Here is a 17,817-nt window from a genome sequence, read left to right on the forward strand (position 1 = left end):
GAGGCCCCCCAAAACAACTTTCACGCTGTGAGCGGACAAGATCGGCCCCAGGTCGTAGCACGACGACCGCCCGGCTCAGGGTTTCCCCTGAGGCCGGGCGGTCGGTGCGGTGGTCCAGATGGTTCGGGTGCGATCTACCCCCGACCTGCTGGCAGGGTCGGGTCGATCTGCTCCCGACCTGCTTGCAGGGTCGGATCAATTTGCTCGATGATCCAGGCCAGCTCGAAGGCCTCTTCGCGCCAGGAGCCGTAGCGCCCGGAGACACCGCCGTGGCCGGCCACCATCTCGGTCTTGAGCAGGATGGGGCGCTCGGCGCTGGGCTCGACGCTCTGGCGCAGCTTCGCGACCCACTTGGCCGGCTCGGTGAAGAAGACCCGGGTGTCGTTGAGGCTGGTGGTGGCCAGGATGGCGGGATAGCGGCCGCCGGAGATGTTCTCGTAGGGCGTGTAGGACTTCATGTAGGCGTAGACCTCGGCATCCGTGATCGGATTGCCCCATTCCTCCCACTCCACCGCGGTGAGCGGCAGGTCCGGGTTCAGGATGGTGGTCAGCGCGTCCACGAAGGGCACCCCGGCGTTGACGGCGCGGAAGAGCTCGGGCGCCAGGTTCGTGACGGCACCCATCAGCAGGCCGCCGGCGCTGCGGCCGCGGGCCGCCAGCCGGTCAGGGGAGGTCCAGCCCAGCTCCACCAGGTGGCGGGCGCAATCCACGAAGTCGGTGAAGGTGTTCTTCTTGGTCAGCTCCTTGCCCTGGTCGTACCAGGCGCGGCCCATCTCGCCGCCGCCACGGATGTGGGCGATGGCGAAGACAATGCCGCGCTGCAGCAGCGAGAGCCGTGCGACGGAGAAGAAGGGCGGGATGGAGACCTCGTAGGAGCCGTAGCCGTAGAGCAGGCAGGGGGCGCTCCCGTCGGGGACGACGTCCTTGTGGTGCACGAGGCTGATCGGCACCAGGGTGCCGTCGGCCGCGGGCGCCCAGATCCGCTCTTGCACGTAGTCGGTGGGCTCGTAGGGGCCGTGAACCGGGTGGTCCAGCACGGGGGTGCGCTTCAGCCAGCTGGTGCTCCCGTCGGCCAGCCGGCACTCCAGGATGCTGGCCGGGGTCACCAGCGAGGTGTAGTGCAGCCGGACGCTGGGGCTGTCCCAGTCGGCCTCGCTGGCGGGCCAGACGTCGTGCACCGGCTCGTCGAAGGCCACCCACTGCGGTTGGCCCCATCCCTCGCCCTGGCGGTGCAGCAGGGCGACGGCGGACAGGCCTTCGCGGCGGCCGCTGAGCACGGCATGGCCCTGGTAGGCCTCCACCCCCTCCAACCGGGTTCCCTGCTGGCCCTCGACCACGGTGGTCCACTGCTCGGGGCTGGTGGCGTCCAGCGGGGCGCTGGCCAGGCTGAAGTCGATGCAGTCGCGGTTGTGCAGCACCAGCAACTGGTCACCGGCCAGCTCGACGGAGTAGTCGAGCCCCTCGGTGCGCCCGGCGACGGAGCGGGGGACTCCGGTGGGGTCGGCGGTCGGCAGCAGCCACCACTCGCTGGTGAGCTTGGTGCCGGCGGTGAAGACCAGGTGGCTGCGGTCGCGCGACTCCTCGACGCCCAGCCAGAAGCGCTCGTCATCCTCCTGCAGCACCAGGGCGTCCTCGCCGGTGCCGCCCAGCTCATGGCGCCAGACCTGGAAGGGGCGCCAGGCCTCGTCGACGCGGGAGTAGAAGAGGAAGTCGTTGCCGGCCCAGGCGATCCCGGCGGCGATGCCCTGCAGCAGGGGACCGGTGTCGGTGCCGGTGGCCAGGTCGCGCAGGTAGAGGTCGTAGCGCTCGTCGCCGGCGTGGTCGACGCTCCAGGCCAGCAGCCGGCCGTCGGGACTGACGCTGAAGGCTCCGAGCTGGAAGAAGTCGTGGCCCTCCGCCTCGCGGTTGCCGTCGAGCAGTACCTGCTCGCCGGCGACGGCCGAGGAGAGGTCGGGGCGCTCGCCGGTGGTGTCGGCCACCCGGCAGTGGATCGGGTAGTCGCTGCCCTCGACGGTGCGGGTGTAGTACCACCAGGCCCGGCGGCCCTCGGCCGTCTCGTGGGTGGCGCGGGCGGGCACGCTGAGGTCGGTCTGCTGGGTGCGCACCGAGATGTCGTCGAAGATCTCTTGGCGCAGCCCGGCCAGGTGCTCGGTGCACCGCTCGGTCCAGGCGTTCTCGGCCTCCAGGTGGCTGATCACGCGGGGGTCCTGCTTGTCGCGCAGCCACTCGTAGTCGTCGATGACCTCGTCGCCGTGGAAGCTGCGGGTGATGGGGAAGGTGGGCGCGACCGGGGCGAGCGCGGGATCAGGCATGGGCATGGCGCAAGCCTAGGCGCGCCGAAATGGTCCAGGCCCATGGTCGGCGGGGTTCACAGTTCAGTTGCCGCCCTTCCGGCGGCCCCGGGTGGGCGGGCGTTTGGGCTCAGCCCCGAGGCGTGCCAAAATGACTGCGGGAGTACTCTTGACTTTCACCGGCCTGAGCACGCCCTTGTTCCAACTGCACCACCGGTGCGCCTGCTGGATGGGCGTACCACCATCTGCAGGACTCCCGAGAGGATCCTTTGTGACGCCCCGTTCCCCCAAGACCGAGACCGCCGAGCTGGCCGAGGTCGCCGAGAGCACCGCCCCGAAGACGGGCACCAAGGCTGCCGCCAAGAAGGCGGCTCCGCGCAAGGCTGCCGCCAAGAAGGCGGCTCCGCGCAAGGCTGCCGCCAAGCCGGCCGCTGACGCGTCGGCTCCGGCGAAGAAGACCACCGCCCGCAAGACCGCCACCAAGGCCACGGCCCGCAAGACCACCCGCGCCAAGCAGGACCTGGCCGACGAGGTGGAGCTGGACGAGACCGAGGTCGTCACCATCGACGGTGCCGACGGCGAGGACGTGGAGGTCCAGGTCAAGCGCGAGGGCGACGACGTGGTGCTGACCGTCGGCGGCAAGAAGCGCTCGCTGGACGATGTCGACGAGGCCGAGTTCAAGCCCGAGGAGACGGCCAAGGAGGAGAAGGAGCTGGTCGAGGAGACCCAGGCCTTCGTGGTCTCCGATGCCGACGACACCGACGAGCCCGAGCAGCAGGTCATGGTGGCCGGCGCCACCGCCGACCCGGTCAAGGACTACCTGAAGCAGATCGGCAAGGTCGCGCTGCTGAACGCCGAGATGGAGGTTGAGCTGGCCAAGCGGATCGAGGCGGGCCTGTTCGCCGAGGAGCAGCTCAACGACGCCGATGCCAAGATCAAGCAGGCGGATCTCGAGGACTACGAGTGGATCGTCGAGGACGGTCGGCGCGCCAAGAACCACCTGCTGGAGGCCAACCTGCGTCTGGTGGTCTCGCTGGCCAAGCGCTACACCGGCCGCGGCATGCTCTTCCTGGACCTGATCCAGGAGGGCAACCTGGGCCTGATCCGCGCCGTGGAGAAGTTCGACTACTCCAAGGGCTACAAGTTCTCCACCTACGCCACCTGGTGGATCAAGCAGGCCATCACCCGCGCCATGGCCGACCAGGCCCGAACCATCCGCATCCCGGTGCACATGGTGGAGGTCATCAACAAGCTGGCCCGCGTGCAGCGCCAGATGCTGCAGGACCTGGGCCGTGAGCCCACGCCGGAGGAGCTGGCCAAGGAGCTGGACATGACGCCCGAGAAGGTCGTCGAGGTCCAGAAGTACGGCCGCGAGCCGATCTCCCTGCACACCCCGCTGGGCGAGGACGGCGACAGCGAGTTCGGTGACCTGATCGAGGACTCGGAGGCCGTGGTCCCGGCCGATGCGGTGAACTTCACCCTGCTGCAGGAGCAGCTGCACGACGTCCTGGACACCCTGAGCGAGCGCGAGGCCGGCGTGGTCTCGATGCGCTTCGGCCTGACCGACGGCCAGCCCAAGACGCTCGACGAGATCGGCAAGGTCTACGGCGTGACCCGCGAGCGGATCCGCCAGATCGAGTCGAAGACGATGAGCAAGCTGCGCCACCCGTCGCGCTCCCAGGTGCTGCGCGACTACCTGGACTGAGCAGACCTGACGACGCCCGCCGGAGAGACTCCGGCGGGCGTCGTCGCGTCCCGGCTGGATATCCTGCTGCCGCACCCACCACGAAGGAGAACCATGGCCGAGCGCACCCCCTACCTGATCAAGCGGGCCGAGCACCCGGCCGAGCTGGAGGGCGCGGTGCGGGCCCAGGCGCAGGCCTGGCGGGAGACCTACGCCGGCCTGGTGCACCAGGAGCACATCGAGCAGCGCAACCACGAGGGTGCGATCGCCCGGCGCACCATGGACTGGGCGTTGTCCAGTCAGGAGGGCACCTGGTTCTGGATCCTGATGGACTCACGGGACCAGCGCGTGGTGGGGGTGGCCAGTGCCTGCCCGGCCCGTGAGGCCGACGCCCCCGAGATCCTGGAGCTGGCGATGCTCTACCTCACCGACGAGGTGAAGGGCACCGGTGCGGCCGAGCGGCTGATGGAGATGGCCATCGGTGACATGGACTGCTACCTGTGGGTGCTGGCCGGCAACGAACGGGCCATCGCCTTCTACCGCAAGCACGGCTTCGAGCCAGACGGCGGGCGGCGGATGCGTGAGGACCTCGGTGTCGAGGAACTGCGGATGGTGCGCCGCCAGTCCTGAGCACTGGGCTCAGCGTCGCGCGATCCGTCGCCCGAACAGCCCGCCACCGCCACCGGAGCCCGCTGCCGGGGGCGGGGGGTCCTCGGCCCGGATGATCGGGATCACCTGGGTGGCCTCCTCGTCGCCCAGGAAGTCTGCGGTGGTGGGCGTCGGTTCGGGGCGACGCAGCTGGCGGGCGCGCAGCCGGGCATGGCGGGCACGGTCCATCACGGTGGTGCGGGGCCCGATCTGGCCCTGCGGCAGGCGGCGTCCCAGCTGGGAGGCCTTCCAGCGCTGGCGCACCCGCACCCGGGCGTCGACGTCAAGCATCTGCAGCACCTGGTCGAGGGCGGACAGGATGCCGCCGCGCAGCAGCCACTCCTGGCTGTTCTCGTCGGCCTCGGCCATCAGGCTGGCCAGCTCGGCGCGGGCATTGCGCAGCTGGCGGTAGTTCACGGCGAAGACCTCGTGGGCCTTGGACTCGTTGCCGTTCGCCTCGGCCTCCACCATGGTGCCGAAGGCCTCGATGCAGTCGCCCAGCCGGCGCAGCACCTCGGCCACACCGCCCTGGATCCGCACCGAGAAGCCGCGGTCCGCATCGGCGCGGAAGTTGGCCGGGTGCTCGGCCACCGGGGGCGCCTGGCGCTCCATCAGCATGAAGATGGCGCGCAGGCTGAGCAGGCAGTTCTCGAGCGTGTACAGACCACTGGTGAGGATGGGGGAGACATCGGCGGTCCCCACGGCGCGCGAGTTGAAGCGGCGCACGTCGGACAGGTCCTCCACCTGTTCGTGGGCCTTGCCGATCTGGCCGGTGATACGTCGTGCGTCCACCAGCCACCGGGCCACCATCGGCTTGGTGATGTCACCGGTCTGCATGGCGTCGGCGGCGCGGAAGAGCACGTCGCGGCTGCTGCCGGCCACCCGCCGCACGGAGGCGGAGGCGGAGCGGTAGGGGACCGCGGGCGGCAGCAGCAGCGGGAAGACGACACCGACCAGGGCGCCGATCAGGGTGGAGATCACCCGGGTCTCGGCGGCCACGTCGAAGCGGGTGGATCCCAGGATCAGCATGGCGGAGATGGGCATCTCCAGCGCCGAGTCGCCCAGCCGCATCATGCGGGCCAGCAGCAGCGCGGCGAAGATCACCAGACCCAGGCTCCACCAGTGCATGCCGAGCCAGCCGGTGGCCAGCAGGGCCATCCCGACGCCGCTGCTCACCGCGACGACGCGCAGCGCACCCTTCTTGAAGGAGCCGGCGGCGGAGGCCTGCATCACCAGCAGTGCGGTGAGCGCTGCGGTGAGGTCGATCGGGCCGTGCACCAGCCAGCGGGTGAGCAGGTAGGCCAGCGTCGAGGCGATGGCCAGGCGCGCCATGTTGCCCACCACCGGCACGATGCGTGCGAAGGAGGCCGACCAGCCGGAGGGGCGGGTCGGCCAGAGGCGATCGAGGATCCAGCTGGTCGTGGTACGCATCGCGAACAATTCTATGAGGCTCGTCTTGGAGCGGACTGAGCGCAGGCTGGGTGGCCGCTGAGCGCAGGTGGTAGATTAGTTGAATGGACAACAACCCGGACACGAGCACGACGACCACCGAGCTCGAGGAGCACGCCAAGGGCGGCGTCTACTCCAGCAAGGGCAAGGACTACCAGCGCGACACCCGCTACATCACCACCCGGATCAAGCGCACCGTCGAGCCGGGCGAGGACGCCGTCGCGGTGGAGCCCGGCCGCTTCCGCTTGGTGGCGGCCCGCGCCTGCCCCTGGGCCAACCGCACCATCATCGTGCGACGCCTGCTGGGCCTGGAGGATGCGATCAGCCTCGGCCTGCCCGGCCCCACCCACGACGCCGACTCGTGGACCTTCGACCTGGACCCCGACGGCCTGGACCCGGTGCTGCGGATTCCGCGCATCAAGGACGCCTACCTCAAGCGCGACCCCCAGTACTCGCGCGGCATCACCGTGCCCGCCGTCGTCGACGAGACCACCGGCGCCGTGGTGACCAATGACTTCGCCCAGATCACCCTGGACCTGTCCACCGAGTGGACCGACTTCCACCGCGAGGGCGCTCCGGACCTCTACCCGGAGGCGCTGCGCGAGGAGATGGACCAGGTGATGCGGCGCATCTTCACCGAGGTGAACAATGGCGTCTACCGCTGCGGCTTCGCAGGTAGCCAGGAGGCCTATGACGCGGCCTACGACCGGTTGTGGACCGCCATGGACTGGCTGGAGGAGCGGCTGGCCACCCGTCGGTACCTGATGGGGGAGAGCATCACCGAGGTCGACGTGCGGCTGTTCACCACGCTGGTGCGCTTCGACGCGGTCTACCACGGCCACTTCAAGTGCAACCGCAACAAGCTCACCGAGATGCCGGTGCTGTGGGCCTATGCCCGCGACCTGTTCCAGACCCCCGGCTTCGGCGACACCGTCGACTTCGAGCAGATCAAGGCCCACTACTACGTGGTGCACACGGACCTGAACCCGCTGTCGATCGTGCCCAAGGGTCCTGACCTGGCCGGCTGGCTGACCGAGCACGGACGCGAGTCGCTGGGCGGGCGGCCCTTCGGGGACGGCACCGCGCCCGGCCCGGTGCGCCAGGCCGAGCGGGCGCCGCACAGCATCCTGGCCTGAGCGCTCCACGCGCGCCTGGCCGGAATAGCGGGAGGGGGCGGGCGGTTGGGATGGGTGTGAGCACACCGATCCCGCTGTCCGTCCTCGACCTCGTCACCGTCACCGAGCAGACCACCACGGCGCAGGCGCTGCAGCGCAGCATCAGCCTGGCCAAGGCTGCCGACGAGCTCGGCTACAACCGCTTCTGGGTGGCCGAGCACCACAACATGCCGGCCGTGGCCTCCACCAACCCGCCGGTGATCCTGGCCGCCCTGGGCGCGCACACCCAGCGGATCCGGATCGGTTCGGGCGGCGTGATGCTGCCCAACCACGCCCCCTACGTGGTGGCCGAGCAGTTCGCCCTGCTGGAGGGCCTCTACCCGAACCGTGTCGACCTGGGCCTGGGACGCGCTCCCGGCACCGACCAGCGCACCGCCGCCGCGCTGCGACGCTCCACCGACAGCCTGGGCGTCGAGGAGTTCCCGCAGCACGTGCTGGAGCTGATGAGCTGGCTGGGCGACAACCGGCTGGAGAACCCGATGTCGGCCCAGCTGTCGGCCACACCGAAGGGGGAGACCCATCCCGAGGTCTGGCTGCTGGGCAGCTCGGGCTACTCCGCCCAGCTCGCCGGCATGCTCGGCCTGCGCTACTGCTATGCGCACCACTTCGGCCAGATGGACGAGGTGGCCGTGATGGAGTCCTACCGCAACCGCTTCGAGCCCTCCCCGGTGCTCGCCGAGCCCCATGCCATGATCTGCACCTCGGTCATCACCGCCGAGACGCCGCAGCAGGCCGACTACCTCGCCGGCCCCGCCAAGCAGATGGCCCTGGCGCTGCGCACCAACCGGCTCACCCCGGTGGTCAGCCCCGAGACCGCTGCCGAGCGTGGCATCTCGCCGCTCGACGAGCAGATGCTGGGCCACCTGCCCGCCACCAAGTTCGTGGGCACCCCCGGTGAGGTGGCCGACGACCTGCAGCGTCTGGTGGAGCGCACCGGCGTGCAGGAGCTGATGCTGGCGGCCACCACCTACGACGTGCAGACCCGCATCGACACCCTGCGCGACGTCTCCCGGATGGGGCTCACCACCCGCTGAGCACACGACGAGGGGCCCTCACCGCTGACGCGGTGAGGCCCCTGGTGCGTGCTCAGCCCTCGCGCAGCAGGGCGTCCACCTGGCCGGCCAGCTCCACCGCGGCGTCGATCTCCACCTTGCGCGAGGAGACGCTCTCCACGTTGATGCCGAAGGGGATGCCCATCAGGCGGCAGTAGCCGACGATGTCGTTGACCGCGCCCAGGGCATGGCGCAGCGAGATGGCCAGCGGGTCGGCGGCCGAGGCCATGTCGTTCTCGATCCAGTGCGGCACCTCGACACCCAGCCAGCGCATGAACTCCAGGGTCTTCAGTGACCCGGCCACGGAGAAGGTGAAGACCACCGGCACCATCTGCACGCCCGCCTCGGCGCAGGCCACCCGATAGTCAGAGACCATGTTCTTGGCGGCGTTGACGTCGTAGACGATCTGGGTGACGAAGAAGGAGCAGCCGGCCTGCTGCTTGCGCAGCAGCTTGTGGTGCTCGCTGCGCTTGCTGGTGTGGCGCTCGGGGATCGCGACACCGCCCAGCGGCAGATCGGGGTTCACCTCGCGCAGCAGCTCATAGGCCCGGGGGAGCGTGGTGGCCATCGCCCGATCGCTGCTGGAACCGCCGACGAAGACGGTGCGCACCCGCGAGGCGTCCTGCCGGCCCAGCCAGTCGCGCAGCACGGGCTCAGCGTGGTGGCCCACTGCCCGGTAGACCACGACGGGGAAGCGGCAGTCGTCGAAGTGGCGCTCCCAGTAGACGCCCGGATCCATGGTGGGCAGGAAGGGGAAGGGGCGCTCCTCGTCGGTGCGGTCGGCCTCGTCGGTGATGTCGTAGAGCAGCACCGCGTCCGGCGAGACCTGCTCCAGCCGGGCCAGGGTGGCGTCGGCGATCTGCGCGGCCCGCTCCGGGGAGGTGGACTGCCGGGGAGGGGTGAGTGCGAAGAGCAGCATCCCGTCGCGTCCCGGTGCGGTGGTCTGCATGGCACGCCTTTCGGTGGTTGGTGACGGGCTTGGCAGGCTAGCAAGCAGCCCGTCAGGGGTCCGACCAGCACCACAGCGTGGGACGGCAGACGGCGAGGCCCGCCCCCGGCAGGGGACGGGCCTCGAGGGGGAGCGCTCAGGCGTGCTGGCAGTTCTCGCAGCTGCAGTCGGTGCAGGAGCAGGTGGCGCAGGTGTCGCTGCAGTTGGCGCAGGCGCAGTCCTGGTGGCCGCAGCTGGCGCAGGTGCAGCCCTCGGCGCTGCAGGTGGCGCACAGGCCGTCGCACTTGCCGCACTCGCAGCTGGCGCACTCGTCGTAGTGGTCGTCGTGCACGCGGTGGGCATGGCCGTCGTGCAGGTAGTCGGTGTGACCCAGGTGCTGCACGGCCTGGTGGCCGCAGTCGGCGCCGTGGTTGTGGGTGTGCTCTTCGGCGAGGGTGTGGGACATGGTCTTCTCCTGGTCAGTTCGGGGGGCGGTGCTCGGCCGCGTGCGCCATGGCGTCCGCGACGATGTGTGCGATGTGCTGGTCGGCCAGGCGGTAGTGCATCTCCCGGCCCACCTTGCGCGCCTGCAGCAGGTTCGCCTGGCGCAGCACCCGCAGGTGCTGCGAGACGAGCGGCTGCGAGGCGCCCGTCAGGTCCACGAGGGCATGGACGCAACGGTCCTCCTGGGCGATCGCCCGCAGCATCTGCAGCCGGATCGGGGAGCCCAGGGCACGGAACAGCCGTGCCCCCAGTTCCTCGGCCGACGGCTCGGTGCGATCATCCATGCACACGACGTTATATAAGGAGATCCTTCTGGATCCACCGGTTGGGGAAGGCTTCAGCTTTGCCCGCGCCAGGACGCGGTGCGCCGCGCTGGCCTCCAGCTTCGTGGGCATGCGCAAGGGCCCGCACCGGATGGTGCGGGCCCTTGGTCGAGGTCTACGGGGTCAGCTGATCCGGGAGGTCTCGTCCTGGATCTTGAGCGCCACCTGCTGCAGCTTGTCCTGGTGGGCGCGAGCGTGGTGGGCGCAGAAGAGCAGCTCGCCGCCGGAGGCGAGGATGACGCGCAGGTAGGCCTGGGCGCCGCAACGGTCGCAACGGTCGGTCGCGTCCAGCTGGCGGTCCTCGATGACTGAAGTGGTCATGTGTGGGCCCTCTTTCGTTCAGGCGGAGGATTCTCCGCGGTGTCACACAAGGTCCAACGTGGTGCATCCCTGCTTTGTTCCCACCCTAGCCGTCGTAGGGGCCTGTCAGCCGTGGGCTGAAGCGTGGTCGCTCGACGACAGCACAACCTCAGCACGGTGGTGCCACCCTGGGGCGGCGCCCGGCGTGGAGCAGCGAAACTGTCGGAGGCGGCGAGTACCCTTCTCGGGTGCCGAATGCCAAGACCACCACCGCCGCCAAGCCCGCCCAGGGCCGTGACTACGAGGCCAAGCACCTGCTGGTGCTGGAGGGCCTCGAGGCGGTCCGCAAGCGCCCCGCCATGTACATCGGTTCCACCGACACCAAGGGGCTGATGCACTGCCTGTGGGAGATCATCGACAATGCCATCGACGAGGCGCTCGGCGGCTCCGGTGACAGCATCGAGATCCACCTGAACGCCGACGGCTCGGTGCAGGTGGACGACCACGCCCGTGGCATGCCGGTGGACATCGAGCCCCGCACCGGGCTGAGCGGCGTCGAGGTGATCTTCACCAAGCTGCACGCCGGCGGCAAGTTCGGCGGCGGCGCCTACAACGCCACCGGCGGCCTGCACGGCGTCGGCGCCTCGGTGGTGAATGCGCTCAGCTCGCGGCTCGACGTCGAGGTGGACCGCAACGGCAAGACCCATGCGATGAGCTTCCGGCGCGGCACGCCGGGTGTCTTCGACGGCGACGGCCCCGATGCCCCCTTCACCCCCGCCTCCGGCCTGCGCGAGGTGGGCAAGGTGCGCAAGGGCGTCACCGGTTCGCGGGTGCGCTACTGGCCCGACCGCCAGATCTTCCTCAAGGACGCCCAGCTCAACGTCGACTCGCTGCTGGCCCGCGCCCGCCAGTCCTCCTTCCTGGTGCCGGGACTGAAGTTCACCGTCACCGACGCCCGCAGCGGCGTCGAGGAGACCGAGGTCTTCCACCACGAGGGCGGCATCAGCGAGTTCTGCGACTTCCTGTCCCACGGCGAGTCGGTCACCGACGTGCTGCGCCTGCAGGGCGAGGACACCTTCGTCGAGACCGTGCCGATGCTGGATGCGGCCACCGGCTCCATGACCCCGCAGGACGTGGAGCGCAACCTGGCCGTGGACATCGCGCTGCGCTGGAGCAATACCTACGACACCACCGTCAAGAGCTTCGTCAACATCATCGCCACCCCCAAGGGCGGCACCCACGTTCAGGGTTTCGAGCGGGCGCTGACCAGGACCTTCACCAAGGCCATGGAGGGCACCCGGCTGATGAAGGCCGGCGACGAGGTGATCAAGGATGACACCCTCGAGGGCCTCACCGCGGTGGTCACGGTGCGGCTGGCCGAGCCGCAGTTCGAGGGCCAGACCAAGGAGGTGCTGGGCACCCCGCCCGCCACCCGGATCGTGCAGCGGGTGGTGGAGCGTGAGCTGGGCGACTTCCTGAACTCCTCCAAGCCGGCGCAGAAGGCCCAGGCCCGTCGCGTGATGGAGAAGGTGATCGGTGCCTCCCGCACCCGCGTGGCCGCGCGGGCCCACAAGGAGAACCAGCGTCGCAAGAATGCGCTGGAGAGCTCCACCCTGCCGCCCAAGCTGAAGGACTGCCGCTCCGCCGACGGCGAGAAGAGCGAGCTGTTCATCGTCGAGGGTGACTCGGCGCTGGGCACCGCCGGGCGGGCCCGCAATTCCGAGTACCAGGCGTTGCTGCCGATCCGCGGCAAGATCCTCAACGTGCAGAAGGCCAGCGTCGGCGACATGCTCAAGAATGCCGAGTGCGCCTCCATCATCCAGGTGGTGGGTGCCGGCTCCGGGCGGACCTTCGACGTGGACCAGGCCCGCTACGGCAAGGTCATCTTCATGGCCGATGCCGACTCCGACGGCGCGCACATCCGCTGCCTGCTGGCCACCCTCTTCTTCCGCTACATGCGCCCGATGGTGGAGGCCGGCCGGGTCTACTCGGCGGTGCCGCCGCTTCACCGATTCGAGCTGACCAATCCCCGCAAGGGGCAGGACCGCTACATCTACACCTACTCCGACGCGGAGTACCAGCGAAAGCTCGCGGAGCTCACCAAGAAGGGTGTCAACTTCAAGGAGCCGCAGCGCTACAAGGGCCTGGGCGAGATGGACGCGGACCAGCTCAAGGAGACCACCATGGATCCCCGGCACCGGCTGCTGCGACGCATCACCGTCGACGACGCCGAGGCCGCGGAGAAGGTCTTCGAGATGCTGATGGGCAATGAGGTGGCCCCGCGCAAGGAGTTCATCGTCGAGGGCGCCTACATGGTCGACGCGGAGCAGATCGACGCCTGAACCGTCGTCGAGACACCCAGAGTTCACCCGACGGGTTCCGAGTGGCGAGGACCGGCTGGCCAGGTCGGCCGCTACGGTGCTCGCGTGAGCAACGATGCCCCGAGCCGACGCGCCGCGCTGGACGAGACCGCCGCCCCGCGCCGGGTGGTGGCCGCCTGGAGCGCCTACGACTTCGGCGGCAATGCCTTCAATACGGTGATGCTGAGCTTCGTCTACTCGGTCTACGTCACCAGCACCGTCGCCGACGACCCGGCCCGTGGCCAGGTGGTCTGGTCCAACTTCCAGACCGCCGCCGGCATCTGTCTGGCCCTGCTGGCGCCCCTGATGGGTGCCTGGGGAGACCGGGTCCGCCGTCGTCGCGCCCTGCTGGCGGGCGCCACGCTGCTGACCGTGACCTGCATGGCGGCCTGCTTCTTCGTGAAGCCGCAGGACTCCTACCTCTTCCTCGGCGCCGGGCTGCTCTCGCTGGCCAGCGTGGTGCAGGACATCGCCGGCGTCTTCTACAACGGGATGCTGCCGCACATCTCCACGCCGCGCACCGTGGGGCGCATCTCCGGCACCGCCTGGGCGCTGGGCTACCTGGGCGGGGTGGTCTGCCTGGCGGTGGCGCTCTTCGGTTTCATCCTCGACGGCGGGATGCTGGGCCTGCCCACCAGCGAGGCCTTCAACGTGCGCTGCGTGGCGCTCTTCTGCGCCCTGTTCATGCTCTGCTTCTCGGTCCCGGTGCTGCTGCTCGGCCCCGACGGCGAACCCCGCCCCGGCGAGCCGTTCAGCGTCGGCGCCGCCTACCGCGACATCGGCCGGCGGGTGATGAGGATGTGGCGCGACGAGCGTGGGCTGCTGCACTTCCTGCTGGCGGCCGCCGTCTACCGCGACGGGCTCAATGCCGTCTTCAGCTTCGCCGGTGTCATCGCCGCCAGCGCCTACGGCTTCAGTTCGGCGCAGGTGATCTACTTCGGCCTCGCCGCCAGTGTCTCCGCTGCCGCCGGCACCTGGCTCTTCGGTCGTCTCGACGACCGGCTGGGTCCGCGCCCGGTGATCCTGGGCAGCCTGGTGGCCATCGTCGCGATCGGACTGGCCATCGTGGTGGCCAACAGCCGCCCGGTCTTCTGGGCGGGCGGCATGCTGATCAGCTTCCTGGTGGGGCCGGTGCAGTCAGCCAGCCGCACCCTGCTGACCCGGATCATCCCCGCCGGTGAGGAGAACGAGACCTTCGGCCTCTACGCCACCGTCGGACGGGTGGTGAGCTTCATCGCCCCGGCCCTGATCGGGCTGTTCACGGCACTGTTCGGGGTGCGCTGGGGGATCATGGGCATCGTCGTCACGCTCCTGCTGGGCCTGGCGCTCTTCGCCCCGCTGCGGATCCGTGGTGTCACCCACGACCGCGTCCTCTCGTGACCGTCACAGGCAGTGGGCTGCTGGCCCCGACAGCGGTTGCGGCGGGGCCAGCCGGTGACTGCTGTCAGTGCACCTGCTCGAGCCTGCCGGTGTCCACGTCGTAGATGAAGCCACCCACGGTGCAGCGACCGCGCAGGGCCGGGTGCGAGCGCAGCAGCCGCACGTCGTAGTCCAGCGTGGACTGCTGGTCCGGGTTGGCGCCGATCACCATGCCGCGCAGGTCCAGCTTGGAGGACTCGACGATCTTGTCGGCGATCTCGGCATCGGTGCCGGAGGCCATGGCGCAGCGGGTGTGGGGGACCACCATGATCCGGTCCACGTTCAGCAGGTGGACGCCCAGGATGCAACCGGTCAGCGCGTCGGGGGTGATCCGTCCGCCGGGGGTGCGCAGGATCTTGGCATCGCCCAGCTTCAGCCCGAGCATGCCCAGCGGCTCGATGCGGGAGTCCATGCAGGTGATGACGGCCACGCCCGCCTTGGCGATGCCGTCGAAGCCACCGTCGGTGAACTGCTCGGCATAACGCTCGTTGGCCTGCAACAGGTCCTTGAAGTTGCTCATGGCAGAAAAATAGCGCCGCCACGACAGCTCCTGTCACCTGTCCAGCGCGAGCTGTCGCGCATCTCACAGGCACAATGGTGCTTGTCCCGACCGAACCACGAGAGGAAGCCATGGCCACTAGGAAGCTCGACCAGGCCCAGACCGATGCGGTGACCAAGGCGATCGCCGGGGTGGCCAGCACGCTCGCCTCCCAGGTGGCCCGTGACCCGCGGGTGAAGGAGAACGCGCAGAAGCTGGTGGCCCGGGTGGGCGAGGCCGCCAGCGCGCGGGACCCGTTGGCCCGCATCGAGCAGCAGCTCGACTCCATCGAGCAGGCCGCCGCCCAGCTCGGCGAGGACCCGGACCAGCTGGCCACGGCAGGGGAGTGGCGACGCCAGGTGGAGGTGCTGCGCCGCAAGTTGCCGCTGGTGCGCGCCCAGGACGGCCGCGCCCGCCGCACCAGCACCAAGCAGCTCAAGCAGCGCACCCGGGCCCTGCTCGACGAGGTGCTGCGCCACGGCCTGGAGGACTGACCCCCCCGGGGCCACAGCTCAGATCAGGGTGTCCATGCCCTGGTCGTCGGAGCTGTCCGGCAGCTCGGGCACCGGATCGTCGTGCTCGGCCTCGGCCACCGGCGCCTCCGGGTCGTGATCGACGGGCAGCGGGCCCTCGGTACGGCCCCAGCCCAGCTCGCGGGTGCTGATGGCGGCGATCGGCTGCAGGGCCGGCGTGCCGGAGCCGTCGCGTCGGCCGGTGGCCGGCGGCAGCTCGATGGCCGAGCCGCTGGTGGCTGCGGCCACGGCGGGCTTCGGGCCCACCCAGCCGAGCACCAGGGCATCCTCGCCCTTCAGGAAGCGGTGGCAGCGCACGCCGCCGGTGGCCCGGCCCTTGGCCGGGTACTCGTCGAAGGAGGTCACCTTCACCGAACCCGCCTCGGTGCCGGGGATGGCCTCCGAGGAGCCGGAGACGGTCACCACGACGGCATCGGTGCGCGGGCTGGCGCCGAACCAGACGGCGCGGGCACCGGCCGGCAGCTTCACGCCCGCCACGCCGCAGCCGGAGCGGCCCTGCGGCCGAACCAGGTCGGCCGCGAAGTGCAGCAGGGAAGCCTCGCTGGTGAGGAAGACCAGCTCGCAGTCCTCGGTGGTGAGTTCGGTGGCGCCCACCAGCTCGTCGCCGGCATCCAGGCTGATCACCTCCCACGAGTCCTTGCCCAGCACCTCGGGGCGGACCCGTTTCACGACGCCCTTGCGGGTGCCCAGCGCCAGGCCGGGGGAGTCGGGGCGCAGGGTGGTCAGCGCCAGCGGCTTCTCGCCCTTCTCCAGCGGGTAGAGCTCACGGGCCCGTGAGCCGCCCTTGAGGTTGGGCGAGTCATTGGTCTGCACCACGGTCGGCAGCTCGATGGCGCGGGCCCGGATCAGGCGGCCGTGGTTGGTGATGACGCCGAAGTCGGCGCGGGTGCTCACCTTGATGGCGCTGGTGATCACGTCGTGCTGGGCCCGGCGGCCGCCGACGGCGATGTCGGAGTCGGTGTCCATCCGGGCCAGCAGGCCGGTGGAGGAGAGCATCACCCAGGCGGGGGTGTCGGGGATCTCCAGCGGGGCGGCGGTCTGCGAGACCTCGCCGGAGGAGGCCAGCAGCACGGTGCGGCGCGGGTCGCCGTAGGTCTTGGCCACCTCGGCCAGCTCGTCGCTGACCAGGCGGGAGAGCACGTTGCGGTCCTCGACGATCTCGGTGAGCGCCGCGATGGTGGCGTGCAGTTCGTTGCGCTCCTTCTCCAGCTCCAGCACGCTGAACTTCGTCAGCCGGCGCAGCGGGATGTCCAGGATGTCGTTGGCCTGCACCTCGGTGAGCTCGAAGACCGTCATCAGCTTCTCGCGGGCCTGGGCCACGTCGTCGGAATTGCGGATGATGGCGATCACGTCGTCGATGTCGAGGATGGCGATCAGGCGGCCCTCGACGATGTGCAGCCGGTCCTTGGCCTTGCCCAGACGGAACTGGGTGCGTCGCAGGGTGACGTCGAAGCGGTGGTCCAGGTAGACCTCCATCAGCTCCTTGAGGCCCAGGGTGCGCGGCTGGCCCTCGACGAGCGCGACATTGTTGATGCTGAAGGAGTCCTCCAGCTTGGTGCTCTTGTAGAGCTGCTGCAGGATCGCCTCGGGATTGGTGCCGTTCTTGACCTCGATCACCAGACGGGTCTGGTGGGTCAGGTCGGACAGGTCCTTGATGTCGGCGATGCCGGTCATCTTCTTGGACTGCACCAGGCTCTTGACCTGCTCGATGATCTTCTCCGGGCCCACCGCATAGGGCAGCTCGGTGACCACGATGCCCTTGCGACGCGGGGAGACCTGCTCGATGCGCGCGGTGGCGCGGATCTTGAACGAGCCGCGGCCTGTGGCATAGGCATCGGTGATGCCGTCCAGGCCGATGATCTTGCCGCCGGTGGGCAGGTCGGGGCCGGGGATGAAGCGCATCAGCTCGTCGAGCTCGGCCTCGGGGTGCTTGATCAGGTGTCGCAGGCCCTGCACCACCTCCACCAGGTTGTGGGGTGGCATGTTGGTGGCCATGCCCACCGCGATGCCGGTGGCGCCGTTGACCAGCAGGTTGGGGAAGGCCGAGGGCAGCACCGAGGGCTCCTCGGCCTTGCCGTCGTAGTTGGGCCGGAAGTCGACGGTGTCCTCGTCGAGGCCCTGGGTCATGGCCAGCGCCGCCGGGGCCATCCGGCACTCGGTGTAGCGCATGGCGGCGGGGCCGGCGTCCAGCGAGCCGAAGTTGCCGTGCCCGTCGGTGAGCGGGAGCCGCATCGACCAGGACTGGGCGGTGCGCACCAGGGCGTCGTAGATGGCGGTGTCGCCGTGCGGGTGCAGCTTGCCCATCACCTCGCCCACCACGCGGGCGGACTTCACGTGCGACTTGTCGGGCCGGATGCCCATGTCGTCCATCGAGTACAGGATGCGACGCTGCACCGGCTTGAGGCCGTCGCGCGCGTCGGGCAGGGCGCGGGAGTAGATCACCGAGTAGGCGTACTCGAGGAAGCTGGTCTCCATCTCCGACGTGACGTCGACGTCGGTGATGCGCTCGGTGAAGTCCTCGTCGGGACTGTCGGTGGGCTTCCGTGCGGCCAAGGCTTGCTGCTCCTCGCTGTGTGACAGGGCGCGGATCGCTCCACGCAGACCCCACATTGT

Annotated in this window: 15 protein-coding genes; 7 read left to right on the top strand and 8 right to left on the bottom strand. The window is 69.7% G+C overall.

Going from position 1 to position 17,817, the window contains the following annotated elements:
* Window positions 1-134: 134 nt before the first annotated feature.
* Window positions 135-2,318, bottom strand: coding sequence for a S9 family peptidase (locus tag ABD073_RS12320; protein WP_343875032.1), 2,184 nt, complete (start codon window positions 2,316-2,318; stop codon window positions 135-137).
* 202 nt (window positions 2,319-2,520) lie between these two features.
* Between ABD073_RS12320 and ABD073_RS12325 the strand changes: the two genes are divergently transcribed.
* Window positions 2,521-3,996: an RNA polymerase sigma factor gene (locus tag ABD073_RS12325; protein WP_386751536.1), complete on the top strand. Its 1,476-nt coding sequence runs from the start codon at window positions 2,521-2,523 to the stop codon at window positions 3,994-3,996.
* Window positions 3,997-4,089: 93 nt separating this feature from the next.
* The gene (locus tag ABD073_RS12330; protein ID WP_343875034.1) at window positions 4,090-4,605 is read left to right on the top strand and encodes a GNAT family N-acetyltransferase; all 516 of its coding nucleotides are present in this window, start codon (window positions 4,090-4,092) and stop codon (window positions 4,603-4,605) included.
* A gap of 9 nt (window positions 4,606-4,614) precedes the next feature.
* On the opposite strand, the gene ABD073_RS12335 is transcribed toward ABD073_RS12330, so the two are convergent.
* On the bottom strand, window positions 4,615-6,054 hold the full coding sequence (locus tag ABD073_RS12335) for an FUSC family protein (protein WP_343875035.1): 1,440 nt from the start codon (window positions 6,052-6,054) through the stop codon (window positions 4,615-4,617).
* 83 nt (window positions 6,055-6,137) lie between these two features.
* On the opposite strand from ABD073_RS12335, the gene ABD073_RS12340 reads away from it, so the two are divergent.
* Together ABD073_RS12340 and ABD073_RS12345 are read left to right on the top strand one after the other, a co-directional pair.
* Complete coding sequence (locus ABD073_RS12340) at window positions 6,138-7,208, top strand: glutathione S-transferase family protein (RefSeq protein ID WP_343875036.1); 1,071 nt, start codon at window positions 6,138-6,140, stop codon at window positions 7,206-7,208.
* Window positions 7,209-7,264: 56 nt separating this feature from the next.
* Window positions 7,265-8,281 (top strand): LLM class flavin-dependent oxidoreductase, encoded by a 1,017-nt coding sequence (locus ABD073_RS12345; protein ID WP_343875038.1) that lies wholly within the window; start codon window positions 7,265-7,267, stop codon window positions 8,279-8,281.
* A 52-nt stretch (window positions 8,282-8,333) separates the two neighbouring features.
* Here the strand turns inward: ABD073_RS12345 and ABD073_RS12350 are convergent, their stop codons facing one another.
* From ABD073_RS12350 to ABD073_RS12365, 4 genes are all read right to left on the bottom strand, one after another.
* A complete protein-coding gene (locus tag ABD073_RS12350; RefSeq protein ID WP_343875040.1) occupies window positions 8,334-9,248 on the bottom strand; it encodes a methylenetetrahydrofolate reductase in 915 nt (304 codons plus the stop codon).
* Between the two features lie 136 nt (window positions 9,249-9,384).
* Window positions 9,385-9,693: a hypothetical protein gene (locus tag ABD073_RS12355; RefSeq protein ID WP_343875042.1), complete on the bottom strand. Its 309-nt coding sequence runs from the start codon at window positions 9,691-9,693 to the stop codon at window positions 9,385-9,387.
* Between the two features lie 13 nt (window positions 9,694-9,706).
* Window positions 9,707-10,015, bottom strand: coding sequence for an ArsR/SmtB family transcription factor (locus ABD073_RS12360; RefSeq protein ID WP_343875044.1), 309 nt, complete (start codon window positions 10,013-10,015; stop codon window positions 9,707-9,709).
* A gap of 162 nt (window positions 10,016-10,177) precedes the next feature.
* On the bottom strand, window positions 10,178-10,375 hold the full coding sequence (locus ABD073_RS12365; protein ID WP_343875046.1) for a DUF7455 domain-containing protein: 198 nt from the start codon (window positions 10,373-10,375) through the stop codon (window positions 10,178-10,180).
* Between the two features lie 227 nt (window positions 10,376-10,602).
* On the opposite strand from ABD073_RS12365, the gene ABD073_RS12370 reads away from it, so the two are divergent.
* Both ABD073_RS12370 and ABD073_RS12375 read left to right on the top strand, forming a co-directional pair.
* Entirely contained in the window at window positions 10,603-12,696 is a 2,094-nt protein-coding gene (locus ABD073_RS12370) for a DNA gyrase/topoisomerase IV subunit B (RefSeq protein WP_343875048.1), read from the top strand.
* Window positions 12,697-12,780: 84 nt separating this feature from the next.
* Window positions 12,781-14,094 carry an MFS transporter gene (locus ABD073_RS12375; RefSeq protein WP_343875050.1) on the top strand — a complete coding sequence of 438 codons (1,314 nt, stop codon included), beginning with the start codon at window positions 12,781-12,783 and terminating at the stop codon, window positions 14,092-14,094.
* Window positions 14,095-14,158: 64 nt separating this feature from the next.
* Here ABD073_RS12375 and ABD073_RS12380 read toward each other — a convergent pair whose 3' ends face one another.
* Window positions 14,159-14,653: a beta-class carbonic anhydrase gene (locus ABD073_RS12380; protein WP_343875051.1), complete on the bottom strand. Its 495-nt coding sequence runs from the start codon at window positions 14,651-14,653 to the stop codon at window positions 14,159-14,161.
* Window positions 14,654-14,763: 110 nt separating this feature from the next.
* Here ABD073_RS12380 and ABD073_RS12385 point away from each other — a divergent pair, with 110 nt between their 5' ends.
* Window positions 14,764-15,165 (top strand): hypothetical protein, encoded by a 402-nt coding sequence (locus ABD073_RS12385; RefSeq protein ID WP_343875052.1) that lies wholly within the window; start codon window positions 14,764-14,766, stop codon window positions 15,163-15,165.
* Between the two features lie 18 nt (window positions 15,166-15,183).
* Here ABD073_RS12385 and ABD073_RS12390 read toward each other — a convergent pair whose 3' ends face one another.
* Window positions 15,184-17,757: a DNA gyrase/topoisomerase IV subunit A gene (locus tag ABD073_RS12390; RefSeq protein ID WP_343875055.1), complete on the bottom strand. Its 2,574-nt coding sequence runs from the start codon at window positions 17,755-17,757 to the stop codon at window positions 15,184-15,186.
* Window positions 17,758-17,817 lie beyond the last annotated feature (60 nt).

This window comes from Luteococcus peritonei (assembly GCF_039526385.1).
GTDB lineage: Bacteria > Actinomycetota > Actinomycetes > Propionibacteriales > Propionibacteriaceae > Luteococcus > Luteococcus peritonei.